Raw genomic sequence first — 26,059 nt, 5'->3', positions numbered from 1 at the left:
TAATAAGATATTAAACTAACTAAGGTCACTTGATGATGGTATGCGTGTGGAACTTATACCTTGTAACTTTTTCATCAAACATACGTTTAATAGATAATACCAAATTTGATAGATAGAAGGATTGGATCCAGCTCATTAAATATTTAGTTATCGAAGGAGAGACTTATATGTCAAAAAATAAAACTTGGATTATAATGATTTGGATTACAATCCTAACCGTTTGGACAGTAAGCAATCTAACAACATCACTTAATAATCAACGTTCAGTTAACGTTCAAGGTATTCCTCTTCAAATACAACCTTCAATATCAACAGTACAAATTGATAAAGATACAGTATGGTTGATCGATGCAAACACAAACTACATAAGGGTTATTACGCATGAAAATGATGATTATTATATAACGGGATCAGAAATGTCTTTTCGAGAAAAATAATGATTTTTCTAACGAAGAAAAGATTGCCGAGGAGTTTGCAATGTTCTCTAGCACTTTTTTATAGAATTAACGGCAGGTTAGTCTGGTTATCATTTTTATATTTCTGTAAATAGGGGGGCTGATTTAATGATTATTTTCAAAAAATATAGCTTTTGGTTGTTTATATTATCTTTGAGTATTTGTCTATTTAATTTATATGGAGATGATGATAAAAATTTACTCCTTTTTCTAACCAGTCCACTGTTATTATGGCTTAATCCTTGGTTGACTACGTTACATTACTCCTTGGATATGGAACTCTTGTGGCTAATTGTTCTCTATGGAATACATTTATTTTCTTGGTTATTTATCGGTCTATTAATAGATTGGCTAATATCAGGGTTTAAAGCAAAGAGTAACTAACGAGTGGAGCCATCGGATAATAATACGATTACTTACTAGCTCCGTCAGCATATTAAGAAATCGTACACGTTCCACAACGAACCGTACTGCCTTGACTGGCATCCTCCCCCTTGCTGTCTTCTGCACACTCCTCTTTTATTCTTGGCGAATACGCTTCACTTAGCACATCATCCTCATTCATCCAGCTATCCATACGATTTAAATATTTACAGGGTCATATGTATTATTCTCTCTTCATTTACGGTACATGTCCCCAAGTGTCATAGTAATCCTGCTTAATGAATACTTTATACACATGGAACGTAGTCATACAATAATAGTCAGGAGGGATCATAAATGGCAGTGTCTTACATGGACTTCACATCTCCAAACACGCAATTTTCTTATGATGTAAGTAGTAACCGTTTCTTTACTAAAGACAGTGGGAATTATATTAATGCACTCGGAATCCAGCAATTAAATACGTTGGGGAACAACTCGATTCTAGATATTTTCCTTACGAAGGGTAATGTGGTTGAGCCGCATGTTCATCAAAATGCTTCCGAACTGGTCTACTGCGTAACGGGTGCAGCCGTAGTATCGTTAATCAATCCCTTTACCAAAGAAGTACGCAATTTTCCAATCACCCCCCGGCAAGTAGCCAACGTGCCACAAGGTTGGTTCCATTGGGAGATAGCGACAGAGAATAATACACATCTGATAGCCATTTTTGACGCACCGGTTCCTGAATTTATCGCCGTATCCGACTTCCTCAGACTCGCTCCAACAAATATACTGGCTCACACGTATTGTCTTGATGAAGCTAAATTGAAAGAAACACTTGCTCCAATTACAAGTACGACTACGATTGGACCGCCAGCTAATTGTCCACAATACCATCAGCCCCAGCCATACGCACAGGGAGAAAATACGTCCCATCAAGCCCCTCATAGTCATACTCACAATCCTTATACCCAATCTTACGGCTCTCCTGCCCAATCCTACAACCGGGATAGACCTCGCCCAACCATCGGTAACCTTAATCGTAATCCTAATATCAATGAATAATTTTTAAGGATGGTTTTAGTGATCTTCTAATCAGATCTATATTCCACTTCATTGAAAATCAAGAGAACTGCAGTCAAAGCGGCATTTACGAAATGATGACATGAATCCCTTCATCACGATCACGAAGCTTAGATTTCTTCAATTTTCAGTACATCATTGGTCTGCGTGCTTAAAAGCCCATTTCAAATAGCCACGCAGAAAGCTTTTCCTCCCGCCCCTTTAGACCCTTCCACTATCGTATTTACCCAACCATAGCTCAGCAGCTATGCTGCCATCTAGCATAAACAGCACACGTTCTGCATTGGCAGCAACTTTCGCATCATGGGACGGTTCGTTTCATCTATAAGCGACAAGCACCCATCTCGTATTCTAATCATATGATAAGAAGGAAGGACGGGATGAAGGTGAGAAACAATTATGATTTTGAAGAGCGAGCTATCTTTCTTGCTGCAATTTGCGGTCAGACCTATGCACAATTTATAAATACGGACGGTTCGTTCGTCGTTCCATTAAATTATTCGGTCTGCCATACGATTCTAGCGAAGTCCATTAGCAATATACGGGAACGCTTTGGGTTTATGATAGAGTCTCCGAAAGAGATTATCATTGCCTTCCGGGGAAGCAGCTCAACGACCAATTGGATATCTAACATCAGCGCCTCGCAAAAGAGGTTCAAGTATATTAAAGAAGACTGTCTTACTCATCGCGGCTTCACAGATATCTATTCTTCAGCCCGCAATGAGATTATCTCCACACTCAGCAGGTTGTCACCAGACAAGACGATATACATTACAGGTCACAGCCTCGGTGGAGCACTCGCGACATTATGTGCGGTTGATATTGCAGCCAACACTTCATATAACTCTCCCAATCTGTTTACATACGGCTCTCCCCGTGTAGGCAATCCGGCCTTCACGAAAGCTTTTTCACAATATGTTCAGAACAGCTACCGTATTACCAATCCCTTTGACGTCGTAACACATGCTCCACCAACCATCTACAAGCTACCCAAACGGGATAAAAGATACTACTACCGTCATATCCAGACCCAATCATCGCAGTCTTTCCAGAATGGAGCAGTAGGCCTTAATCATATTATCTCAAGCTATTTCGCAGACCTCTCCCAGCTTAAGCCAAAATTCACACAATTATTATGTGTAGCGAATCCTGGCTTCTGTCCAGTCATTGAAGTGAAACCACAGCGTATTTAGAACCCCATTCCCAACAGCCACGCAGAAAGCTTTTCCTCCCGCCCCTTTAGATCCCCTCTTTCTCTATTGTATCTGCCAAGCGATAGCTCAGCGGCTATGCTTCCATCCAGCATATACAGCACACGCTCTGCATTGGCAGCGACTTTCGCATCATGGGTTGCTAGCAGAATCGTGGTCCCTGACTGATTAACATCAGCTAATATTTCCATGATTTCACCAGCAGCCTTGGAGTTTAACGCCCCTGTTGGCTCGTCGCCGAAGAGGATATCTGGCTGATTAATGAGTGCTCTACAGATTGCTGCTCTTTGCAATTGGCCACCTGACACCTGTGTAATATCGCGATCAGCGAGTGCAGAAATTCCGGTTCTCTTCATTAATTCTTCAGCTCTTTTATTGATGGTTTCGCGACTGCTGTTGTTCGCCCTATAAGCAGACAGGATGATGTTATCCCGAATATTCAGGTTTTTCAAAAGATGCATCTGCTGAAATATAAAGCCCATTTGGTTCAGACGCAATCCAGCTAATTCATTCTCCGAAAGACACGTGATTTCCTGACCTTTAAAGACGACGCTTCCCCCAGTCACGCTATCCATGCCGCTAATCGTATAGAGCAATGTGGATTTACCGGAGCCGGATGGCCCCATCATAGCTACGAATTCACCTTGACATATCTGTACATGGATCTCTTTTAATACAGGTTGCTGAGTTCCTTGGCCTGTCAAATAAACTTTACTTAATCCCTTCGTTTCCAATATGTACATTGTGCTATCTCCCCTCATTCGACAATACGTTCAGCAATACTGGATTTATCCAAGGATACCGTGCTCACTAATGTGGTGATCACCACAATCATCATGAAGACAACTGGGAGGATAAGATAAGCCACTAGCGGATTAATCACAAGCTGAATTTGGGAAGCGCCCATGAAAGACCCGAGCATTCGAACCAAGCTTTGTCCGATTGTGCCAGCGGCTATCGTTCCAATGATGATACCCAACCCTGACACCAGCAGCGTTCTTATCAGATACTGTATGCGAATATCCTTCAGTGAAAAACCAATGCTCCTCATAATAGCCATTTGCAAGGAATCCTTGGCAAACATCATTTTCAGAAACAAGGACGTCATCAGTACCGATATCGATATAGAAATCGCCATGGCCACAATGGTGACCAGCCTTAGCTGCTTAATCGTATTCCCCAATGTCTGCGCTAAATAGCTTTCCAGATAGGTGATTTTTGCGGGATAAAATACCTTCGCATACTCATCTATTTTCTCCCGAACCGAAATATCTGGTTTTACATCCAGAGCTACAACATACCAAAGCACAGTTTTAGGATCATAGGGTAATCGCGCTTTAGCTGTACGACCCCCGTTGGTGATATCCTGATAGATACCACTAACGATCATTTCCTTTTCTATACCAGCAGTCAACAAAAGAAGCGAATCCCCAACGCTTTTATTCAGTTCCTTAGCATTTAGATCAGACAGGGCAAGTTCATTGACACTTCTCGGAGCGGCTCCGTTTACATACGATAAGGGGAAAATCGAGAAATCACCAGTTTCAACCTGGATACTTTCCCATACGCCATCATTGCCCAGTACCTTAAACCGACTGGTAACAAGGGGCGAGAATTTCTCAATGTCTTGATCATGCTTAAGGGTTGTCATCATGGCTTCAAATCTTTGATCGATATTGCCTGATTGCTGTAGATCAATTCTGATGTCGCTCTGCCCTACGCCCATATAGGAAATGAAGCGAGGTGACTGAAGCGTATTCAATAAATTGACCGGTACAATGATGATGAATACACAGATCACAAAAACGAAGAACAATAACCCATACATTTTGAAACGTCCATACACATCCTGAATGCCTAGAAAAGCATTTACGTTTAAGCGTTTACGCTTGTTAAGAGAAAATACACGCTTGTTTATCCGTGCCTCTCCAACAGACCCTGACCTTAAAGCCTCTACTGCTGTTATGCGATTGACCCTTCTAAGCATGAGCCTGCAAATGAGTACAACAACCCCGAATATTAGGCTAACTGCCAAGACAGGAACAACATGCTGGAAGAAGCTGTTCGGAGCGGCGCCCAAATATAGACTAATGTTAGCTGTAAACAACCGTATCACGCCTAAAGATGCTAAATATCCACTTACACACGCGAAAGCAGCCATGGTGATATATTTTGCCAAATAGATTCGTCTAATATCGTACTGTGGTATCCCGATCGCTTTCATGACGCCAATCTCGCTGTAATCCTCCTCTAGGGTCGTAATCATCGTAAATCTTAGACAAAGGATTGCGATCATGATAAGTAGCACGCTTACGAGTATGATGACGACTGCAATTATTCCGTCTGTCAGGGCATTGAGAGTCTTAAATAATGGGTAGTCAATCGTGGGTCCTTTACTCGGCAGGTTCGAGGATTGATAAGTATTGCGGAATTCGCTCAACTTGGTTATGTCAGTGAGCTGAAATTCGATCAGGTATTCAATTTCACCTAAATTTGCCTTAAGTGCTGTTAAATCAGCATCGTTTACGACAAACCGCTTGGAGCTTACAATGGCTGGGTTCATTTGAACATCACGGACAAAATCAATAACTATAAATTCTCTATTAAATTGTCCAGTGGAAATGTTAACTTTATCGCCGATTTTCAAGTGTTTCTGCTGCATATAATAGATGGGAACAGCAATTTCTCCTTTGGATACCTGGATCACCTGATCCTCTAAATTCAGTAACAAATCAAACGAATGATTCTGTCTTACGAAGCCGATATCCATCACACTGTTTTCTTCCGACCTTTGGCTATTGCCTAAGAACACATTCGATCCATCCATACCGAGCATTTCTACCGTCTGCTGATCCCTCACAAGATGATTATCCGATACAAATTTCTCAATAGCGGTGTCATCTATGGGCCCTGCGTGCATCTGAACAAAATGAGGAGCCTTTGATTTATCAAGCAGATTATTCAAGGAACCGGACAATTCCATCATGATATGGGAAGCAGAGGCAACAAGCAAAGCCGATAGCATAATAAAAATAAACAATACAATCGTAATGATTTTATTTCTTTGAAAATCTCTTTTTACGATTTGTAGCAGCATCTGATTGCTTCTCCTCCTTTCCTCAGCTGTGATCAACTAACGATTTTCCAGGGCCGAATAGATTTTATTCATGGGATAACACAATATCCGTCAAACACCTGCATATGCATACGCGTCCACATTACCCAATTGGGATAATATGCCGATAATGGCTCATGCTCAACCTAGGGTTTCATTGAGGATATTCTTACGGATCATCACGTCAGGATGACTCCTCAAACATTTGAGTTACATAGGAGAAGCTACCTTTCTCTGCCCCTAGCGTGGTCTCCATGATATAAATAAAAGCCTGTATCTTTTGAATGATCTCCTCGGGTTGCCACTTGAATATTCCTTCATCAAACAGAAACTGAGAGGCGACCAGCAGAAATTCCATAGATTCTTTAGGATAAGGGGTTTGGAACAGCTTTTCCTCTATTCCCTGCTCAATAACTTCTGTCAAAATAGGTGTTAGCTGTAGAATAGTCTCAACCAAGCTTTTCTGGTGGATTTGTGCATTGTCTGGCTCATGGAACTGCTCTATCATCTGTCCTTTTCTATCCGTATCCGGCTTTTGCGCCATAATGATTTGAAGCAGCTTTTCATGAACCGAAAGCTTCTCATTCGAGGCAATCCGCTTTGCTGCGACTACCCCGGCGTCGATGAATCTCATGACAACAGCATCCATAACCTCTTCCTTTGACTTGAAATAATAGTAGAAGGTTCCTTTTGCGATACCGATGGCTTGCAACACATCATTCACTGTCGTTCTGGTATAACCTTTAGTAAAAAAGAGCATTTCAGCTGTATCTAAAATTTCGTTTCTTCGTTCCTCATGTTCTTTAGTAATTCTCATTATTTGTGCCTCCATTATGTAGACTGACCGTCGGTCTAGTTTAATTATAGTGATTGCCCAGTAAATGTCAATGAACGACTTAGATCATTTCATTAGCGAAAGATTACCGCCAGGTCTCTTTAACCTAGGTAACGCTGTCTTCATTTCATTCGCAGTTTTTCAAAACAAGTTCATGGGGCAACTTTCTTCTACGAAAAAAAGATGCCGCTTGAAATCGACATCTTACAACGTTATGAGGTTTGAGGAGAGCCAGACTACTCTCCCTTATAGTTGTTCATTTGCAAATGTGCCCGAAACATTTCAGTAACAACAGGTAGCTCATCTTTTGATGACCATTGTTCATAATCCCATAGTCCTGCTTGTTTAAAGGCTCTTGGGCAATGAATAAAACATTCTTCTACTTCAATAATTACCGCAATTCCTGTTGTTTTCCCCTCACATTGCATGTCATTAATGAATGCTTCATTGCGTGTAAGTGTTGCTCGTCCATTCATACGAAGCACTTCCTGTAAAGACGGAATAAGAAAAATCAGCCCCACCTGTGGATTTTCAAGCATATTCAGCAGAGAATCAATACGGCGATTACCCGGACGATCAACGAAAGCAATTCTGTTATTATCCAAAACTTTAACGAACCCTGCACGGTCCCCTCGTGGCGATACATCTGCTCTTCCGATTGCACCCGATGTTGCTAGAAAAAAAAGTGGCGATTGTGCAATAAAATTCTCAATATGCGAATCTATTTGTGTGACCACCTTCTTAACTACGGCTTCATGAGGTGCTCCTATCATTTCCTTTAATTCTTCAGCCGTACTTATGATATCGTCCTTCCACAAATCGTTCACTGGGTTATCCGCTCCTAATGACAGTATTGGTTCATTCGAGAAATATCTTCTCGTCTATCATACTAGATAGAAGTGTGTAGAGTGAAATTATCTAAAGAATATTAAACATGAATATAATGGATGCTAAAGTGTTGGCACAACCATGAAGTAACCAACTTGAGAGGATAGATCCGTCGGATTGCTTTTCATTAATCCAGCCCATTAACCAACCTACTATACCCGTAAATAACGTTATAATCATAGCACCCAATAATCCTGCTACGGATAGAAACATTAACCCATGCATAAGCCCAAACAATAAACCCTGTATCCCATTACCGATTTGAAAGCCAAACTTATGTACCAACCTTTTGGTCAAAAAACCTCTAAAAAACAATTCTTCAGAAAAACCAGTTTGTAAAAAACCGTATATCAAAGCTGGAATGAATGCAGACATTCCTTGCCCAATAAATTGGGACGTTGCCATCGCAGATTTATCTACAAAAAGTGGAACTATTGTAAATGATGGTATTAACAAAAGAATCATCGTAGCTACAAAAGTAATTGAATATTTAGTTTTATTCTTAACCACAGGTCTTTTTAAGCCTAACCAGTTCAAAAAGCTAGATTCTTTTCTGCCACTAATCAACCACCAAACCATGGGAATCGTTGCGAGTAGTATGGCTTGTAAAATGGCGCTAAATAGTAAATTGATAGTTTGCATATTAACCGCCCTTTCTCCTATCAGACACCACCCAATATACCGTGAATGCTCCGAACCAATAAACTTGAAATATTAGCTATATCATATCTAGAGGCACTCCCCCTCCTATGCAACCATCATATTCAACCACAATTTCCCATATTGCATTAATCCAATGGTATAATATTTCTTTCGGAAATTGCAATGATATTCATCAATAGGGTAACTTATAGGTACTACGCAACAATACACGCCTCTCTTACGTTAAAACATAAGAAGGAATTTGATATATGTAACAGGCTATTATTGATTCCGATTATAAGTGGGGGTGTTTCAATGCGAATGGGATGGATGATCTATCTTATAATCATGACTATTCTAGTATCTGGGTGCAATAATACAACACAAGAAAATGATTATACACTTCTAAATCCACCGGTAGAGATAGATGAAAATGATGATCAGATGTTAGAGGATATAACAAACCATAAATTGATTGTTCACAGCAGAGGTAACATTGAAGCTGAGTATGAACCATACCACGTGATATTAGATCCAGAGTCGGTAGCAACAGTCCATCGAATCATCAATCAAGGCAACTGGACGAAAGTGAAATTCGAGATGTCCAGACCCGCTGATTATCGTATTTCCTTTCAACCTACACAAGGTCCTCACACAGAGAAAATATCCTATGAAGTTTGGATAACCAATGGTTATGCAGAACTATATATTCAGGAGCTCCAATCTTACAAGAAGTTAGCTAAGATAGATTCAGATGTTTTGAGCACCATCATGATCCAATCGATTTCTTCGGCGAAGGAATATACAGCGCTTCTATCAGCCACCCTCCCTTCACTCACTACAGCACAAGCTGATATTAAACTTATGGAATTGGAGGAGTTCTACCGAATAGATCTACGTAAAGTTCATGCCTCCTTTCTGGATGAAAGCACAATATCCGCATTCAAACATCTCCAGAACCCGATAACTTTGGAAGTTGTAGCGCAAGTTCCCGATCATGACGCTAAACAGTTGGCCATGGATGCATTTGAAGGTAAATATAAGCTCATAGAGGGGGAAGGTGTCGTAGTTCCGATTATCGACTATCGCGCGCTTCTAAGTTATACCAGCCGCTTGAGTCCAGCTATGGTTGCGTATTTAGAACTCATGGCAGTAGGGTCTGATAACCCAATGAAAGCCGATGGTGGTATTATTATTGAATGGGATGAGATAGCCCGCAGGGCATTACAGGCCGAAGCTTATTTAACAACTTATCCTCAGTCTCCACGTTATGATCAGGTTGAATTGGAATTTCACAAAAACTTGCTTAGTTTCTTTATCGGTTCAAGCAATACCCAAATATTCGAATCTGATAGGACTCTTAGACCCGACGTGAGGACGGCATTCGATCAAGTTATCGCTACTCACGGGGATAAGTTAACAGGTAAGCTAACAGAAAAATTTTCTGTGTTATTGGAGCGCCTCACCAAAGAATATCCGGCAGCAGAAGACGTATTTAAAGACCCGTTTTATGAAGAGATAAGCAAGTTTATCGATGCATTGGAAGAGCGGCTTTAGCGTATCATAAGGCCGCGTCTATCCTGTCTATCCTTAAGCGCTTCATTTACACATTTTGTATTTCTCTCCCAAGTCTAGTTGATTTCCAACGCTTATATGTACTAAAATGAATGAAATAATAACTAAAAGGATGCGTAGAAATAATGCCGTTCACCTCACGCACATCCAGTAAAAAGTCTATACTACTTTTTTCGCTAATCATGTTAGCAAAAAGTTATTTTGTTTGGTATTTTCTATTCGAAGACGGACCCTCTTGGACCATATTGCTTAAAGAAATCCCTTTTGTTCTACTAGTCTTTTGTTTGATTGAATGGTTCGCTACGAAACGAAAAATAGCGATTTATATGTTTGTCAATCTATTGATTACTATTTTGTTCTTCTCATTAATTGTATATCATAATCATTTTGGCATTATTGCTACCTCTAAGGTATTAGAGCAGGTCAAACAAGTTGGAGCAGTAAAGAAAAGTATATTTTCGGCCATTCACCCGCAATATATGTTTATGTTTGTGGACATCATTATCATTAGCTTTATCATGTTCAGACGTCAGATGGCACTCAATTGGAAGAGCTCCATGTCGCTGAAGGCGAACCGTAAAGCAGTTACGGCCTTATTCTGTATCTCCATCGTGCTTTGTTCGTTTAATATTTTTCCTAACCGAGCAAGCATGAATGAAACAATTAAAGCTGAACAAATGGGGATTCTCAATTACGAAGCCTACAGTCTGCTGGCGGGTCAAGCGGAAGAACCGATTAATGCTTATGAAATTACACAGGTAGCTATTGATGAAACCAAGGGAATTCAAGCTTCGGTTAATCCAGTCTTATTGGGATCAGCCAAAGGAAAGAACCTGATCATCATTCAAATGGAGTCTTTCCAGAACTTCTTAATGAATCTATCCATTGATGGACAAGAAGTAACCCCTAATATGAACAAGCTCGCAGGGAGCAGCTTCTATTTCCCTCGTTTCTACCAGCAAGTCGGGCAAGGAAACACATCCGATGCCGAATTTATTGTGAACACTTCGTTCTATGTTCCGCCGGATGGTCCAGCTACTCAGATTTACGCAGCCAAGGAGCTTCCAAGCTTACCGAAGTTGCTACAAGAGCAAGGCTACGACACCGCCACGTTCCATACAAATGAGGTTGACTTCTGGAATCGTGGTGAACTTTACCGTGCATTAGATTTTAATCGTTACTATGACAAAACTTACTTCGGCGAAGATGATACCGTATTCTATGGAGCGTCGGATGAAGTTCTATACGAAAAGACTGCTGCAGAGCTAGCGAGAATGGATCAGAATGATCAACCTTTCTATTCACACGTGATCTCGATGTCATCTCACAATCCGTTTTCGATTCCAGAAAACAAATACAAAATGACACTCCCTGAGCGATTTGAAGGAACGTTTGTCGGCAATTATATTCGTGCTCAGAATTACGCTGATTATGCGCTTGGCCTCTTTATCGATGAACTCAAACAAAACGGTGTATGGGATAACAGCTTAATCGTACTGTATGGTGATCATCGTGGACTACCTATCTTCTCTCTCGAAGATGATGACCAAGTGTTAATGGAAGAGATTCTCGGTCATGAATATTCGGAACGCGAGTTAATTAATATTCCATTGATCATTTCATCAACGGGTGTTACGACTTCAAGCGTGAAGGAGCAGTTAGGCGGTCAAGTTGATATTTTGCCTACGGTATCTAATTTACTAGGTGTGTCGCTTAATGATCATATTCATTTCGGACAGGACCTACTGAATCAGACGACTTATAACTTACTCCCTCAACGCTATTACTTGCCGACTGGATCATTCGTAAACAACGAAGAGCTCTTCTTGTCAGGTAGTGGATTCGAGGATGGCCAGCATTTTACGTTAGCTGGTGATGGTGTCAAACCACTCAAAGCAACAGAAAATGAATTCGAACGTGCTCTAGCACTCCTTCACTTGTCAGATAGTTACGTAACACAATTACCAGATAGAGAAGTCGAGGAATAAGTTATGTTGTGACATCCCTAGGTATCAAGATCAAATATGTACTCCACACAACAAATAAGCTGGAGCGCTGCAATATGCGCTCCAGCTTATTTGTGTTATAACTCAACAAGATTTTGAACAATACGCTCTATTTTCGGGATGTGCGGGCTATGTTGATTATGACAAACCAACCCGCAGTGACAACCTGATAAGAGGAGTAAACATAGTATCTTCCTAATTGAAAAAACTCAGATGAAGTATATAACCCGCAAGGATATGGGACCCATTCTCAACTCGAGTTGGGTTCCATATCCCCGCCATCACTCGTTATTTATATGGTTATAGTCTTTCTTCATCACTCCGTAGCTAATTCTGCTATCAGTCGACTCTCTTGATCTTGGCCACCTTGTGGCTGTTCGAACCGGACATGATTCAACTTTCCTGTGAATGGGAAAGGAGCTTCATATTCTGGACTCACCGCGGTATGAATATCTTCACCTATTGTGAAGTATCCCGGAGCATCAAGCGCTGGCACAATTCTATCAATATCGCCTTCCCCCACTTTCTCTCCATTGATATAGAGTACTCCGGTCCCTTGTAGATTTCCTTTAGGTACAAATTCGAATTTCAATTGAGCTGGACCTACTGGTATTGTCGATGTAGAACGTATTGAATAATGCTTTTCACCGAAATAGCTGTAATGAAATACTAAATGCTTATCTTTAACGTATAATGCAAATCCTCCGAATCGACCGCCTTGTGCAAATAATACCCCTTCATCTGCTTCCCAGCTTATGTTTACGTCAGCAGTTACAATCAGTGGCTTATTCTTAAGGCTAATTTTACTATCGAAGGTATTAATTCTAAAATTACGTGTTGGATAGAACGTATATTCTTTTTGTGGTTCCTCAGACTTCTGCTGGATTACAGACATATCATCAAGTGGAAATACATCATATTTAATAGCGAGTTCTTCCCAATTTTGTTTTAACTCCTCTAGCTTTTCCGGGTTAGTCTGCGCTAGATCATGATTTTCCGAGAAATCTTCATCTACATGATAGAGTTCCCATTGGTCAGATTCATAAGGTTCACCACTCAGATGAATCGCAACGGCCTTCCATCCTTCTTTCCAGATCGCTCGGTGGCCCCATAACTCAAAGTGCTGTACTGTTCTTTTGGACTTTTCATTAGGTTGATCGAATGAATATGCCAGACTGATCCCTGCAAAAGGAATTTGTGGGGTCCCCTTGATCTCTTCGGGCTGCTGAACACCTATAATCTCTAATATAGTTGGCGCAATATCGCTGACAAAATGGAATTGTTCCCGAATACCTCCACCCGTCTTAATCCCGTTAGGATAATGAATAATAAGTGGATCTTTCACTCCACCCGCATGCACATATGTTTTGTACCATTTTAATGGCGTATTTCCAGTCTGAGCCCAGCCTGTAGGATAATGATTGTAAGTCAGCGGTGAGCCTAATTGGTCGATATGAGACAATTCTTCTTCAAATGCACTGGCTTCCAATCCTTCTTCAAACATCCCTGCATTCGGTAGATTGAAGTTTTTCCACTCATTCCATGTTCCATGATATCCACCTTCACGGCTTGCACCATTATCCGACAGTAGGACGATAACTGTGTTATCCAGTTGACCCGTTTCCTCTAGATAATCAATCACTCTTCCAATTTGATCATCGGTATGATCTAGAAATGCAGCAAAAACTTCTTGCATTCTTGCGTATAATCTCTTTTGATCATTTGAAAGATCTTCCCAAGCTGTAACACCAGGATTAAGAGGAGCTAATTGTGTATTCTCAGGAATAATACCCAGTTCTTTTTGACGATTGAACCATTCTTTGCGTATTTCATCCCATCCTTTATCATATCGCCCCTTGTATTTATCAATATAGGATGCGGGGGCATGATGCGGAGCATGCGTAGCCCCTAAGGCAAGATAGCCAAAGAAAGGCTTATGATGTGTTGTTGATATTTGATTACCTATATACTCTATCGCCTTATCCACTAAGTCTTCTGTCAGATGGTAACCTTCTTCAGGAGTCTTAGGTTGTACGATTCTGTCATTTCCCAGTATGAGGTCAGGTGTGTACTGATTCGTCTCTCCATTCATAAATCCGTAGAAATGTTCAAATCCTCTTGAGAGCGGCCATTGGTCAAATGGTCCGGCAAACGTATTATCCGTTGTCGGGGATAGATGCCATTTCCCAACTGCAAATGTACTATAGCCCTCTTTGATTAAAACTTCACTTAATAATGCAGTCTCTTTACCAACATAACCTCGTTTATTAGGGAATCCGTTCGCAAAATCCGTAACATTAGATACACCTGCCGTATGAGGATTCTGACCTGTCAGTAGAGAAGCTCTTGTCGGTGAGCAAATAGCTGTCGTATGAAAGTTGTTATAACGAAGACCACCGTTCGCTAATCGGTCGATATTGGCTGTGTCAATATCTGATCCATAACTCCCTAAATGTGAGAAACCCATGTCATCCAATACTACAAATAGTACATTAGGTGCTCCTTCTGGGACTTCCTTCTCGTTGGGACTATGTAGTTCTGAGTCTGCGACAGTATAACCTATAACTCCTTTAAAGTTAGGATTCTTATTCCATTTACTCACTCGTAAACACCCCTTATCCTTAATGGTTGATGACTTCAATCATGATTCATTCGCCACACATCTAAAGCCCATATGTCCTGTTGAACTATCGATTGTATTGAAGGTTCGAGCAGATATTCGATATCGATTACAATATGAACGATGGCAAAGGTATGAACCACCTTTTATTAATTTGATGGATGGATCTAATAAGATGTTGGATGAATCTGAGGGTTGATTCGTGAACGTATCTTCACTCCACTCCCACACATTCCCCGACATATTGTAAAGACCGAATTCATTCGGTTCATAACTATCTACTGGAGCAGTACTTAAGTAACCATCATCTCCACGATTCGTATGAGGGAAATCACCTTGCCAAATATTACAATGATGTTCTTCATTCTGGTGTAGCTCAGTTCCCCAAGGGTATTTCCGATCTATTACGCCACTTGAAGCAGCGTACTCCCACTCTCCTTCGGTAGGCAATCGTTTACCTGCCCAAGCTGAATAAGCTTTAGCATCATTCCATGAAACATGGATAACAGGGTGGTTAAGCCGATTATCAATCGAAGAATTCCGCCCTTCAGGATATTTCCAACATGCCCCTTGGACCGCTACCCACCAAGGTGTCTCCTGAGGTGAACCTACAATATCTTGTTCCGCTAGATCGTTAACGAATAAATGAAACACATAAGACCACTCATATTTCTCAGCATCCGTTACATAACCGGTCTCTGTGATGAAACGTTCAAATTGCTCATTGGTTACAGCATACTTGTCCATGTGAAATGAATGGATGTTCACTTTCCTTCGATTCGTCTCTCCATCTTCTACAGAGCTTTCTTCATTCTCTGAGCCAAGTAGAAATTCTCCCGCAGGAATGTGGACCATATCTTTAGGATCGAATGAACGAGTACCTATATTGGTCGTTGCTATAATGTTCTTTTCTCTTAAATGCACGCCTTGATCTCTTGAAACAGAACAACAAGATTTAGTGTTCGATTGTTGCATCTTAATCACGCTCCATGATTGAATCTTAAGTAAAAACTGCCGAAGATTATTCGGCAGTCTGAAAGTATCTGTTGTCAACACCAATATCAGTGCTTGACAAATGTATCGAGTTGATTGATGACGCTACGCTTCACCAGGACAATTCCAGTATCGAAGCTACAATCAGAACAGGTTTCTATTTTCAGCAAGCACTGTTATGATTTAGAGCCTGTTTACTATTGTTTACTTACTATCTTACTTGCTTCATTCTGAAGGTTTACAGGTACGTCTTTTCCTACCGTTACCCGACGTACTACGCGTCGTTCTTCATAATCGGCGATCGCATAATGTTGTGTAGCTAAGTTATCCCAGATAACAACGTCACCTTCCGTCCATTGCCAACGCACTGAATTTTCTAGACGCTCAACATATGAGTTAAAAATACTAAGTAGATGCTCCGACTCGCTTGTTTTATATCCTTCTAACTTACTTACAAATCCACCTAATAAGAGATGTTTTTTTCCAGTCTCCGCATGTACATGGACTACAGGATGTCTAGTCTTAAATACAGTTGATGAAAAGGTAGAACGATATTTTTCTAACGCCTCCTTCTCTCCATCTGCATCAACGTTACTTGGCGTGAATGACGCATAATCATAATCATTTGTGTGAATCGCCCATAGTTCATCTGCTAATTTTTGTAATCCTTCTGGGAGATCTTCATACGCTGAGTTGGTATTCGCCCAGACCGTATCTCCACCCACGGATGGAATCGTCACACCTCTTAAAATCGAATATTTAGGTACTTCTGGTACAAATGTTACATCCGTATGCCAGTGGTTTGCCTTAGCACCATGTATAGAATCTAACTCTAATATGGCACTAGAATTAGCTCTTACAGGTACAGTTGGATGAGCGTATAGCTCTCCTAGTAGTTTAGAGAACTCTTCTTGCTCTGCATCATCTAAATGATTTTGACCTTTGAAGAATACCACCTTGTGCTCATTTAAAGCCTGTTGGATTTCATTGAAAATCTCTGGATCTAAATCTCCACGTAATTGAACCCCTTGAATTTCTGCTCCAATTCTGCCTGCTACCGGTACTACTTTCAATTGTTGTTTTTGTGTTGTCATGTGAACTACCTCCATTTTTTATTGTATTTTACTAAATCACGCTAACCACACCTGTCTGGTCTCTTTAGATAGAAAAGAAAAAGAGATCCAACAAAAAGTAACATGCATTACTTTTTATCGAATCTCTACACGGGTAGTCGATTCTTTTCATATTCAATTGACATCAACATGTTGCCATAATGATAAGCTTGAATGTAGGTGGCTGATGAATTGAATGTATCATAACAAGTACCTAAATCGTCTGTCAACACTTATTTTAACTATTCCAATGAATTTAGTATGAATTAGGTATTGATAATAATTTCTATCCATGATAAGTTGTTTACAAACAAGTAGAAACGTCTTCGCCATCCTTTTTTAAGGACGGCACACGTTTCAGCGGAAATATAAGGATTAGAGTATCAAGAATCAATTTCATAATTACGCAACCCGATTTAACTGCATCGGCGATTATGAAATTGATTCAAGTGAAACTTATACTTTCTTATATTTTAAACAATGGATTGAATCCACTAGACAACTAGAGATTCAGGAGAATGATGTTATTTGTCATTTTGCTGGGTCTCTTTTTTCATTTCAATTCACAAGAATTCAAAAGGGGAGAGAACATTCTATGGTATCTACGTTAGAAATCAATCAAGTAAGTAAAACCTTTAAGAATGATAATGGGAGTGTTCATGTATTAGATCAGTTAAACCTTTCCGTTAAAAATGGTGAATTCATAACCATCATCGGTCCGAGCGGCTGTGGGAAAAGCACTTTGCTAAAGTTAATTGCCGGCCTAGACTTAGACTTTCAAGGAAATATTCTTGTGGGGTCTGAAAAGGTCCATGGTCCATCCAAAGACAGAGGCTTTATTTTTCAAGAGCATCGATTGTTCCCATGGTTAACTACGGAGAAGAATATCGCAAGTAACCTCTCTTTAAAAGATCCCGACGTTCGTAAAAGAGTCGACGATTTAATTGAACTCGTGAACTTAAAAGGATTTGAAAAAGCTTATCCTCGCCAATTATCTGGAGGAATGTCGCAGCGTGTAGCTATTGCTAGAGCATTACTGCGTAATCCCAAGGTCTTATTATTAGATGAACCTTTTGGTGCACTAGACGCCTTCACACGTGCTCACTTACAAGAAGCCTTGCATGAAATTTGGGAGAAAAACACAACAACGATGGTGTTAGTCACACATGATATTGATGAATCCGTGTTTCTATCTTCAAAAGTTGTTGTCATGGATGCTAAACCAGGCCGAATTAAAGCCATAGTTCCAATAGATATCCCTTATCCGAGAACAAGATCAAGCAAGTCCTTCCAAGAATTCAGGACCGTTATTCTAGAGCATCTAGATCATAAGATTAATGAGAAAGATGACTTCAGTATTTAATGTATACTATTCCCATTATAGAGAGGATCATATAAATGAACACCGTATCCGTGACGCAACCGAACGCTAAATCCATTAAGAAGAAAAAAGTAAAAGCAAACTCCAATAAAGGAACCATCTTATTCCGTGCCTTGTTTCTGCCCGCCTTGGTGCTGATCATCTGGGAAGTGTTAACTAGAATAGAGTTTTTACCTCCATTATTATTCTCATCTCCTTCTCTTATCCTATCCCGTACCATTGAATTAGCTGTCTCAGGCAGCCTATGGGATAATATGCAGATCAGTCTAATCCGAGCATTACTAGGTTTCCTATTAGGCGGAGGTCTGGGGTTACTCTTTGGGATTCTAGTTGGAATGAACAGCAAATCAGAACATTATTTAAACCCTACATTTCAAATGATTCGCACCGTTCCACTCTTAGCGATCACACCACTCTTTATTCTTTGGTTTGGGTTTGGGGAACTTTCGAAAGTGCTGTTAATATCACTCGGATCATTTTTCCCTCTGTACTTACAGGCCTTTCTAGGTGTACGAAATATAGATAATAAGTTGTTCGAAGTTGCCAAAGTCATGGAATATAATCGTTTTCATCAGATCACGAAACTCATGTTTCCCTCTGCCCTACCCAATATTCTATTGGGTGTCCGGTTGTCACTAAGCGTCGCATGGATGTGCTTAGTAGCCGCTGAATTATTAGGCGCAGATAAGGGAATCGGTTATATGATCCAAGATGCCCGTTCTTTCATGCAGACAGATACCGTATTCGTCGGCATCATCATCTTCGCCCTTGCTGGTAAATTCTCAGACTCATTCGTTCGTTTCTTAGAGCAACGCTTGCTGAAATGGCAGGATAACTTTAAGGCTTAATTCATTAGTCACGGTAGTTGTCAAGACAGTTGTCGCGATTCTATAGAACTTATGTAGTTATTAACTTTGTTTTTTATTAGCTTCGTTTTCCACTGTTTTCTCGGGGTTGAGCCATACCTGTTCCTTCAGATTCCAATCACGTATTTCTCTGGACCAACGACTAGGATACTTCGCTTTTGCTGCTTCATAGACCTGTTTTCTTTTTGCGAAAATCTTCTCAGATAGACCTTGATGTCTTTGGTTCGGAGTCAAGAATTTCAGTCCGCTATGGCGATGCGTAGTGTTATACCAATCGACAAATCGTAATGTCCATTCGCGTGCTTCATCTCTACTTTGAAAACCTTTAACAGGGAAATCCGGTCGATACTTGCACGTTCTAAAAATAGACTCAGCATACGGATTATCATTGCTCACTCGAGGTCTGCTTCTAGAAGGTGTAATTCCAAGACTGTATAGGGTTTCAAGCAAGGTTGAACCTTTCATTGGACTGCCATTATCTGAATGCAAAATGAGAGGGCTTTTTCGAATAACACATTGTTCTTTTAGCACGGTTCTCCGCATGAGTTGACTTGCATATTCAGAAGATTCTTCATCCCAAATCTCCCAACCTACAATTTTACGGCTAAATAAATCGAGAATAAGATAGAGATAAAAGAATATCCCTTTCACTGGACCTGGTATCCACGTAATATCCCACATCCATACTTGATTAGGTTTTGTGGCACAGTGACTGGTAAGAGGTTTCGAGCTAGGCTTCTGGCTACGTCCGCGATGATGTTGTTGCTTGTGTTGATGCATAACACGATAAAAGGTAGATTCTGAGGCGAGATAGATGCCTTGATCTGCGAGTCTAGGAACAATCTGACTGGGTGGTAAACTCTTGAATTCCGTTTGGTTAATGACTTCAAGGATGTGTTGTACTTCAGGTTCACTAAGTTTATGAGAAGGAGACCGCTTTACAACATGCGGGCGTTGATCTTCGAGAGGAGATTGGTCACTACGCCAGCGTTGTAAGGTTCGCTGGGTAATAGCAAGCTCACGACATGCCAGTCTCTCCCGTGCTCCAGCTTGTACAGCTTCCCCAATGAGTGTAATGGCGACTTGACGATCTGAGGCAGGAATTAGTCTTCCTCGGGGTCCCCCCAGATTGCTCGGGCCTTTTTTCGCAACACCAGTAGGGCTGCCGTTTCAGCTAATGCGGCATCTTTTCGTTTTAATTCACGGGTTAGTGTCTTCATCTCGCGTTCTTTGTTACGTAGTTCTTTTTGTAGTTTTGTAGCTTGTTCTGCAACACCTCCGTTGGCTTGCATGCAAGCATCACGCCAAGCTTCCACTTGCTCTACAAAAAGACCTTTCGTTCTACAGTACTCGGACAACTCAATTTCGCTTAACGTGGCTGTCTCTACAACAATGGAAAACTTATCTCGCGTGCTCCATTTCTCGGTTTCTTTTTCACCACCGGGTACAGCAACACCATTCGCTCGTGCTTCCTTTTGCCACTTATACAATGTGGCCTCTGCCAATCCACTATCTCTCGAAATCTGACTTACAGATTCATTATTAGGGGGCATCATCCGTAGCATAATCTGTTGTTTAAGTTCGTTACTATATCTAGCCATTGTCGATCCACCTCATTCTCTCTTTTTAACTACTGTACATTCTATTGAGAGGCACGACAACTATTGTGAACAGGGGGGTCATAACTGAACTGTACTTTGAAGGCATTGGCATTTATGTACAAGATAGCAAGACCAATAAACAAGGTGGGCCCCGTACTATTCTAATAGTACGGGACTCACCTTGTTTCCGTTTGAGGGATTATGTGAAAAAAAACTGAGCGAGTGCGGCACCCTCTCAATCCTTTTGTGTAACTTTTTTCCTTACCCTCTAACATCTCATCAATGACAGGTTTATGTGGGTCAATAACGTTAATTCTTATAATCTATTTTACCAGCCTTTATTTTTTCAGTATTTTCCCCAGAATCTGTTCCGTACATAATTGTTATATCCATATCTTTAGTTGCATTATATATGTCTGGATATAGTTCTTTAGTTTTTAATAAGTTTTTTGGAGTTCTATGATATTTATCTTCTGGTAATTCTGGATTCTTAGCATGGATAACTTCCCAGTTTTTGATACCTATGGGATAGATTCCATCACTCTCATTATCTAACTTATTATACTTTAGTATTGCTTTTCTCTTGTTATCGGATAGTCTGTATTCAGTGGGAATCTGCTTATCTAAATAATCAACAAAGTCTTTAATGCTGAATTGCCCTTTACCACTTCCAATTCCAAAATATTCAATGAGAGCATCATATTCTGCATTCCCGGTAATAGAAAAACGGTATCCTTTTTGAATTGGAACACATAGAACATTGCCACTTGCTCTTTTGATGAATGTTAGCTTCCACCCGCCTGAATCTCTAGTATCAAATATAGCATCTGATATAACATTATTGTATTTATGTTCGAAAGTTCCTATCTCCACATTAAGCTGACGCATAGAACTATAAAATGTTTTTAATCCATCTACCATGCCGCTATAAGAGTACCCCATATTTTCTACCTCCAATCCGTAGTTTTACTATTTTCTGGCGATCTGACTTTTCAAAAAATTAATGTAACCTTCAAAAACCACTCCGTAACCAGCAACACACAGCAAGTTCACCAGGTAATGTGCGTGTTGCCATGGTAACTTTTCCTTGGCTAATCTATTGGGTACTTTGTCAGTTGTCATGGGGCATCACTGGGGTTAGTTTACCCAAAAAGGTGGCGGAAGCTCGCAATAGTTAAAAAACATATCTAAGTACGTATACTTGTTTTCCAATAATATTTTGTCAAAATCCTATTGGTCATCTTTGGTGAATTTTAACAATCTCTCTTTCAAACTATGTTTCTTGTATTTTTACGCATATATGATAGAGGCATGTGAGTTTTCCCGAACGATTATGCGTCGTTGTCATGAATCTTATATCAGAGTATGAATAATCTTTATCAGCATTTGTATCAGAAGAGACAAGCATTACTGGATATTCACGTGTTTTAACGTAGTTACAATACCTATCCCAAAAAGACCCAAAGTCCTTAATTTTTACATATGACAAACATACATTGAATGCATTTCCTGTTGTATCGTAGGAATATATCTTGTCAAGATGAACATCAAGATAATTAGTATTTAAGCTATCTAAATTAAGGGCTTCGATAATAGTAAAAGGCATTCTATTATTTTCAACAAAAATATCAATTTCGCCAGATGATTTACCACTAGCAGAACTTCCGCGTCGAGTTTGGTCTTTTATATGATATCCATTTGTTTCAAGCAAGTCTGTAATAAAGTCATTACGCTCATCTTCTGTAGTGCTAACGTAAAGCTTACGTGCTTGAAGTTTGATGCATGCCAAGTAAAGATCACGAATAAATAAATCGGTTAGTGACTCTGTATTTTGTGGAATACTGAAGAAAATCTCATTTTCAACATTTATCACTTTTATTGCATAAATATTTTTACCTTCAATACTAAGTGGACCAAATTCTATTAGTGGTTGCTCGGATAACAAACTGAGTGCCCGTTTAATAGGTTCATCTAATATGAATCCATTACTTATTCCATTAATAGAGTAATTATTTGTATTTTTAATTACCCCGATTACAATATAACCATACCCCTCTGTCATGTTTGACAGGGCAGCAATAAACATAGCCAAATTTTGTGGTCTGAATTCTAAGTTTCTACAGATAAGATTTTTCGAATCAGGAGATTGCAGTAATTGCTTTACTTCATTAATATCAATCATTTCTCTCTTATGCTCCTAAGTGGAATCTTGTTAACACCAGTCAGCTTTAATATTTTCCCAAATGTAATTTTTTGCGGTTCGCTCTTATCATCTTCAACCCATAATTCACAATCTTTTTCATAGTCAAGCATATCCAACTCAGTACCATAATATAATATTATTTGACCATAATCAGATGGTCGAGTAATTAAATAAATATCAGTACCGTGTTTTTTTATTACGAAGATAGTATTACTAATTCTGATCGGATCTGAAACGTCATATTCTTTAACACCATTTTCGTTTTCTTTCTTTTCTAAAAATTCAATGATTTTATTCTTGGAGCGCTCAAGAATATCTTGGACATAGCTGAATAATTCTGAGTTGCGTTTAGAATCATGAATAAATTCTGGACCAAACACATTATTTTCCAGAGCTCGATTTAAATCTTCTTCTGTTGAAATACCCCATTGTGCAAGAATTTCCATTGAAATCTCCACCGTTTTACTTGAACTACTTTCAACATTTGAGCGAGATAATATCTGCTCTAATTCTTGCACTCCAGAAACACCATATTTCTCTAATATGTCGTTGTATTCTTCAATTTTTGACATATTCTCAGCAATATCATTATCATTATAAAACCAATGTATATTAGTTAATAATTCTTTGAAGCACTTTTTGACCGTTTCATTCGTTGAATTTTCTCTAAGCCAAAGATATGTTTTTTGAAATACTTCTTTCACATCAATATCGTTTTGCACAATACTGCTTTTATTCTCTTTCACATACTGTGTGATTTTCTCAGAAATGTCCTCTAGGTATACAGTTCTATTTTCAGGTAGCTCCAAAATAATGTCTTTTGATAACAATGTTTCACGTACATCATATCCAGCCTGTTTAGATGCATCTTTAAGGATTTCATCAATTTCACCTGAATCTTGTGATAATTCTGCTCTCATTTTGAAATTCCCATATTGATCAGGCAATATAGCAATCTGATCCAATAAACCCTCTTGCTCATATTTCACCAAAATTCGAATAAAATTTGACATCCACATGAGCGCCTCATGCTGACTAGTGAATCTAAAACTAGAGGAAAAGATTTTTATACTTTCATAGGAGCCTATGTCCTTGGTTATTTTTTCTCTCCAGAATTTCAAGGCCATTTTTAATAAATCTTGTGAATGTTTCGAAACACTATTCCTTATCCAGACATCTTTACCTTGCAATTCACAAACAAGATTTAAAAAGTCATTTTGTTCACTATTCTGTTTAGCTTGAAGAGAAATAATACTCTTATAAAAGTCTTGTACTGCAGGATGTGATCTATGCAATTTTTTTAGGATTTCTGAGAAAACATCATCTAACGTGAGTTTATTTATGTTAGTAAGAAATTTACTATTAATTTCTTTATTCAACAATTCAATTTTAAAATCCAAATTTAGTACGGTAGATATGTCTTTATATACTTCATCAATACCGCAATCAAGTGATACCTCATCTAAAGTACGAAACTCACCATATTGATTTGGCAAAATACGTGGACTTCTGCCAAGGTTGTTGGTATACGAATATTCATTAGAATAGAATAATGCCAATAATTCATTTAACCAGTCAGTTACATTAACATTAAGATGTTTCGATAACTCACTAATATTTTCAAATGCTTCTACTCGGTTAATTAAATCTAATAAACCGTAATTTCGGCATTCTTCCCATAAAGAATTGTACCAACACTCTAATTCTTCACGCTTTGTAATCATATCGGGAATCAGTTCGCTTGATAGTGTCCATACTTTTCCCCTGAGAGATTCATCTAAATCTTTTGGAATGAATACACATGTACCGCCCGATTCATCCATAAGAGGCATTTTTCCAACATTATGTGTAGAAATGAGAGGAATTGCTGTGATATGAGACTTTAATTTATTAATTATCTCTTGCTCAAACCATTCTTTAGATAGCCAATCCTTATCAAGCTGTTCAGAGATTTTAGTAATGTTATAAATCCCTTGGTATCCTTTTTCTAAAAAGTAGTCCACCATCTTAATATAAAGTTGTGAAGCCTCCATTAATATTTGCTTATTTTCTGTTATTTGTTTATGTTCTTTATTCGTTAAACGTATACCATTTCGTGGTTCTGTTGGATTAAACAGAGGACTATTTACAACTACAGGGAATGAAAAATCATTTGTTCCCAAGAGAGGAAAGTCACAAAATATCTTAGGTAGTTGAGGTTCGTACTTTGCTGTAAAATTATTATTTCCACACTGTTCAACTTCTACTGCAATAGATACATCATTCTTTCCCAAGACAAAAATATATTTATCCTTTGTTTCCCCATTTGTTGTAATTACAACATTTGTTAACTTTGCATCCTCAAGTTCAATTTCAATCATTTTACCGCGGCTAATTGTTTGAATATACTGACCACTTGTAACTGTGATGGAGCCTATCTTAGGAACAAATGCAAATACGTAAGGTGCAGCAATAAGTAGATTCCTCAGACCTTTCTTTGCTGTTGACACTCCAGACTCATCCAAATCATAGGTGAAGCAAGTATTGAAACCTTTATCGTCTATTATTTTGTCAATAACTATGGTAGTGTTCTTATCTAACTCCAAACAACTTTCTTGTATGGCATTAATTATTGATTGCTGATCCACACCTGATCGGTCTAAAACAACACTAAAAGAATACGGTGACTCACCAACATCCTGCAGATATCCAGAAACTCTAACTTTTTCTGAAAGCAAGTGAGTAGTTAAAAAACCCGTTCCAAATTTCCCTGTAGTATTTTTGCTTTTTTCATCAGTTATTGTGCGATCTTTTGTGGACACTTGTTCTATAAGAAAAACAACATTTTCAGTTGAGAACAGCTTCCCATTATGTTTGAATTCAACGCTATTATTGCCTTGGTCAAAGTTTATAGTTATGTCAACCATCCCACTTGTGTTAACAACGTCTTTCGCATTTTGTATGAGTTCCCAAATCCATCTATATGAGGTTGTTTCATCATTCTTCATTTTCAAATCATCTAGCATATCAATTATTTTATTTGCAGCTTGTGTCTCTTGAGCTTTATTTCGTAAATTACGTATTTTCTGCGAAAATTCCATTATTCCCACTACCACCCTAAACTTTTT

General features: G+C 39.2%; 19 protein-coding genes and 1 pseudogene. 7 read left to right on the top strand and 13 right to left on the bottom strand.

Annotation, left to right across the window (positions count from 1 at the left end; all coding sequences use genetic code 11):
- Positions 1 to 167: 167 nt before the first annotated feature.
- Complete coding sequence (locus tag J2T13_RS12680; RefSeq protein WP_429371726.1) at positions 168 to 437, top strand: hypothetical protein; 270 nt, start codon at positions 168 to 170, stop codon at positions 435 to 437.
- A gap of 454 nt (positions 438 to 891) precedes the next feature.
- On the opposite strand, the gene J2T13_RS12675 is transcribed toward J2T13_RS12680, so the two are convergent.
- The gene (locus tag J2T13_RS12675; protein WP_429371724.1) at positions 892 to 1,032 is read right to left on the bottom strand and encodes a hypothetical protein; all 141 of its coding nucleotides are present in this window, start codon (positions 1,030 to 1,032) and stop codon (positions 892 to 894) included.
- Positions 1,033 to 1,175: 143 nt separating this feature from the next.
- Here J2T13_RS12675 and J2T13_RS12670 point away from each other — a divergent pair, with 143 nt between their 5' ends.
- Together J2T13_RS12670 and J2T13_RS12665 are read left to right on the top strand one after the other, a co-directional pair.
- Positions 1,176 to 1,886, top strand: coding sequence for a cupin domain-containing protein (locus tag J2T13_RS12670; RefSeq protein ID WP_429371723.1), 711 nt, complete (start codon positions 1,176 to 1,178; stop codon positions 1,884 to 1,886).
- A gap of 398 nt (positions 1,887 to 2,284) precedes the next feature.
- Positions 2,285 to 3,097 (top strand): lipase family protein, encoded by an 813-nt coding sequence (locus tag J2T13_RS12665; protein WP_429371721.1) that lies wholly within the window; start codon positions 2,285 to 2,287, stop codon positions 3,095 to 3,097.
- On the opposite strand, the gene J2T13_RS12660 is transcribed toward J2T13_RS12665, so the two are convergent.
- The 5 genes from J2T13_RS12660 to J2T13_RS12640 form a co-directional block, all read right to left on the bottom strand.
- Positions 3,094 to 3,858, bottom strand: coding sequence for an ABC transporter ATP-binding protein (locus tag J2T13_RS12660; RefSeq protein WP_429371719.1), 765 nt, complete (start codon positions 3,856 to 3,858; stop codon positions 3,094 to 3,096). The two genes, J2T13_RS12665 and J2T13_RS12660, sit on opposite strands and share 4 nt — an antisense overlap.
- A 14-nt stretch (positions 3,859 to 3,872) precedes the next feature.
- Positions 3,873 to 6,212: an ABC transporter permease gene (locus J2T13_RS12655; protein ID WP_429371717.1), complete on the bottom strand. Its 2,340-nt coding sequence runs from the start codon at positions 6,210 to 6,212 to the stop codon at positions 3,873 to 3,875.
- A gap of 202 nt (positions 6,213 to 6,414) precedes the next feature.
- On the bottom strand, positions 6,415 to 7,047 hold the full coding sequence (locus J2T13_RS12650; protein WP_429371715.1) for a TetR/AcrR family transcriptional regulator: 633 nt from the start codon (positions 7,045 to 7,047) through the stop codon (positions 6,415 to 6,417).
- Positions 7,048 to 7,301: 254 nt separating this feature from the next.
- Entirely contained in the window at positions 7,302 to 7,892 is a 591-nt protein-coding gene (locus tag J2T13_RS12645) for an MSMEG_1061 family FMN-dependent PPOX-type flavoprotein (protein WP_429371713.1), read from the bottom strand.
- A gap of 91 nt (positions 7,893 to 7,983) precedes the next feature.
- Complete coding sequence (locus tag J2T13_RS12640; protein ID WP_429371711.1) at positions 7,984 to 8,595, bottom strand: CPBP family intramembrane glutamic endopeptidase; 612 nt, start codon at positions 8,593 to 8,595, stop codon at positions 7,984 to 7,986.
- Between the two features lie 315 nt (positions 8,596 to 8,910).
- Between J2T13_RS12640 and J2T13_RS12635 the strand changes: the two genes are divergently transcribed.
- The gene (locus tag J2T13_RS12635) at positions 8,911 to 10,152 is read left to right on the top strand and encodes a hypothetical protein (protein ID WP_429371709.1); all 1,242 of its coding nucleotides are present in this window, start codon (positions 8,911 to 8,913) and stop codon (positions 10,150 to 10,152) included.
- A gap of 200 nt (positions 10,153 to 10,352) precedes the next feature.
- The gene (locus J2T13_RS12630) at positions 10,353 to 12,158 is read left to right on the top strand and encodes an LTA synthase family protein (protein WP_429371707.1); all 1,806 of its coding nucleotides are present in this window, start codon (positions 10,353 to 10,355) and stop codon (positions 12,156 to 12,158) included.
- A 334-nt stretch (positions 12,159 to 12,492) separates the two neighbouring features.
- Here the strand turns inward: J2T13_RS12630 and J2T13_RS12625 are convergent, their stop codons facing one another.
- The 3 genes from J2T13_RS12625 to J2T13_RS12615 form a co-directional block, all read right to left on the bottom strand.
- The gene (locus J2T13_RS12625) at positions 12,493 to 14,778 is read right to left on the bottom strand and encodes a sulfatase-like hydrolase/transferase (protein WP_429371705.1); all 2,286 of its coding nucleotides are present in this window, start codon (positions 14,776 to 14,778) and stop codon (positions 12,493 to 12,495) included.
- Between the two features lie 39 nt (positions 14,779 to 14,817).
- Positions 14,818 to 15,771: a formylglycine-generating enzyme family protein gene (locus tag J2T13_RS12620; RefSeq protein WP_429371703.1), complete on the bottom strand. Its 954-nt coding sequence runs from the start codon at positions 15,769 to 15,771 to the stop codon at positions 14,818 to 14,820.
- Between the two features lie 215 nt (positions 15,772 to 15,986).
- Entirely contained in the window at positions 15,987 to 16,883 is an 897-nt protein-coding gene (locus tag J2T13_RS12615) for a TauD/TfdA dioxygenase family protein (RefSeq protein WP_429371701.1), read from the bottom strand.
- Between the two features lie 613 nt (positions 16,884 to 17,496).
- On the opposite strand from J2T13_RS12615, the gene J2T13_RS12610 reads away from it, so the two are divergent.
- Together J2T13_RS12610 and J2T13_RS12605 are read left to right on the top strand one after the other, a co-directional pair.
- On the top strand, positions 17,497 to 18,264 hold the full coding sequence (locus tag J2T13_RS12610; RefSeq protein WP_429371699.1) for an ABC transporter ATP-binding protein: 768 nt from the start codon (positions 17,497 to 17,499) through the stop codon (positions 18,262 to 18,264).
- A 35-nt stretch (positions 18,265 to 18,299) separates the two neighbouring features.
- Positions 18,300 to 19,130, top strand: a complete 831-nt coding sequence (locus tag J2T13_RS12605; protein WP_429371697.1) for an ABC transporter permease — start codon at positions 18,300 to 18,302, stop codon at positions 19,128 to 19,130.
- 60 nt (positions 19,131 to 19,190) lie between these two features.
- Here J2T13_RS12605 and J2T13_RS12600 read toward each other — a convergent pair.
- The 4 genes and pseudogenes from J2T13_RS12600 to J2T13_RS12585 form a co-directional block, all read right to left on the bottom strand.
- A pseudogene (locus J2T13_RS12600) lies at positions 19,191 to 20,749 on the bottom strand (IS3 family transposase).
- A gap of 309 nt (positions 20,750 to 21,058) precedes the next feature.
- Positions 21,059 to 21,691: a DUF6037 family protein gene (locus J2T13_RS12595; RefSeq protein WP_429371695.1), complete on the bottom strand. Its 633-nt coding sequence runs from the start codon at positions 21,689 to 21,691 to the stop codon at positions 21,059 to 21,061.
- Positions 21,692 to 22,022: 331 nt separating this feature from the next.
- The gene (locus J2T13_RS12590; RefSeq protein WP_429371693.1) at positions 22,023 to 22,931 is read right to left on the bottom strand and encodes an AlbA family DNA-binding domain-containing protein; all 909 of its coding nucleotides are present in this window, start codon (positions 22,929 to 22,931) and stop codon (positions 22,023 to 22,025) included.
- Entirely contained in the window at positions 22,928 to 26,032 is a 3,105-nt protein-coding gene (locus tag J2T13_RS12585; RefSeq protein WP_429371691.1) for a sacsin N-terminal ATP-binding-like domain-containing protein, read from the bottom strand. Before J2T13_RS12585 ends, J2T13_RS12590 begins: the two co-directional genes overlap by 4 nt.
- Positions 26,033 to 26,059 lie beyond the last annotated feature (27 nt).

Source organism: Paenibacillus sp. DS2015 (assembly GCF_050433705.1).
GTDB lineage: Bacteria > Bacillota > Bacilli > Paenibacillales > Paenibacillaceae > Paenibacillus_AQ.
The sequence above is the reverse complement of the archived record's forward strand: the minus strand, read 5'-3'. Positions and strand labels throughout refer to the sequence as shown.

Bases quoted from the DNA above. Each gene is read 5' to 3' on its own strand.
- J2T13_RS12680 (WP_429371726.1), top strand. From the start codon at position 168: ATGTCAAAAAATAAAACTTGGATTATAATGATTTGGATTACAATCCTA.
- J2T13_RS12675 (WP_429371724.1), bottom strand. From the start codon at position 1,032: ATGGATAGCTGGATGAATGAGGATGATGTGCTAAGTGAAGCGTATTCG.
- J2T13_RS12670 (WP_429371723.1), top strand. From the start codon at position 1,176: ATGGCAGTGTCTTACATGGACTTCACATCTCCAAACACGCAATTTTCT.
- J2T13_RS12665 (WP_429371721.1), top strand. From the start codon at position 2,285: ATGAAGGTGAGAAACAATTATGATTTTGAAGAGCGAGCTATCTTTCTT.
- J2T13_RS12660 (WP_429371719.1), bottom strand. From the start codon at position 3,858: ATGTACATATTGGAAACGAAGGGATTAAGTAAAGTTTATTTGACAGGC.
- J2T13_RS12655 (WP_429371717.1), bottom strand. From the start codon at position 6,212: ATGCTGCTACAAATCGTAAAAAGAGATTTTCAAAGAAATAAAATCATT.
- J2T13_RS12650 (WP_429371715.1), bottom strand. From the start codon at position 7,047: ATGAGAATTACTAAAGAACATGAGGAACGAAGAAACGAAATTTTAGAT.
- J2T13_RS12640 (WP_429371711.1), bottom strand. From the start codon at position 8,595: ATGCAAACTATCAATTTACTATTTAGCGCCATTTTACAAGCCATACTA.
- J2T13_RS12635 (WP_429371709.1), top strand. From the start codon at position 8,911: ATGCGAATGGGATGGATGATCTATCTTATAATCATGACTATTCTAGTA.
- J2T13_RS12630 (WP_429371707.1), top strand. From the start codon at position 10,353: ATGTTAGCAAAAAGTTATTTTGTTTGGTATTTTCTATTCGAAGACGGA.
- J2T13_RS12620 (WP_429371703.1), bottom strand. From the start codon at position 15,771: ATGCAACAATCGAACACTAAATCTTGTTGTTCTGTTTCAAGAGATCAA.
- J2T13_RS12615 (WP_429371701.1), bottom strand. From the start codon at position 16,883: ATGACAACACAAAAACAACAATTGAAAGTAGTACCGGTAGCAGGCAGA.
- J2T13_RS12610 (WP_429371699.1), top strand. From the start codon at position 17,497: ATGGTATCTACGTTAGAAATCAATCAAGTAAGTAAAACCTTTAAGAAT.
- J2T13_RS12605 (WP_429371697.1), top strand. From the start codon at position 18,300: ATGAACACCGTATCCGTGACGCAACCGAACGCTAAATCCATTAAGAAG.
- J2T13_RS12595 (WP_429371695.1), bottom strand. From the start codon at position 21,691: ATGGGGTACTCTTATAGCGGCATGGTAGATGGATTAAAAACATTTTAT.
- J2T13_RS12590 (WP_429371693.1), bottom strand. From the start codon at position 22,931: ATGATTGATATTAATGAAGTAAAGCAATTACTGCAATCTCCTGATTCG.
- J2T13_RS12585 (WP_429371691.1), bottom strand. From the start codon at position 26,032: ATGGAATTTTCGCAGAAAATACGTAATTTACGAAATAAAGCTCAAGAG.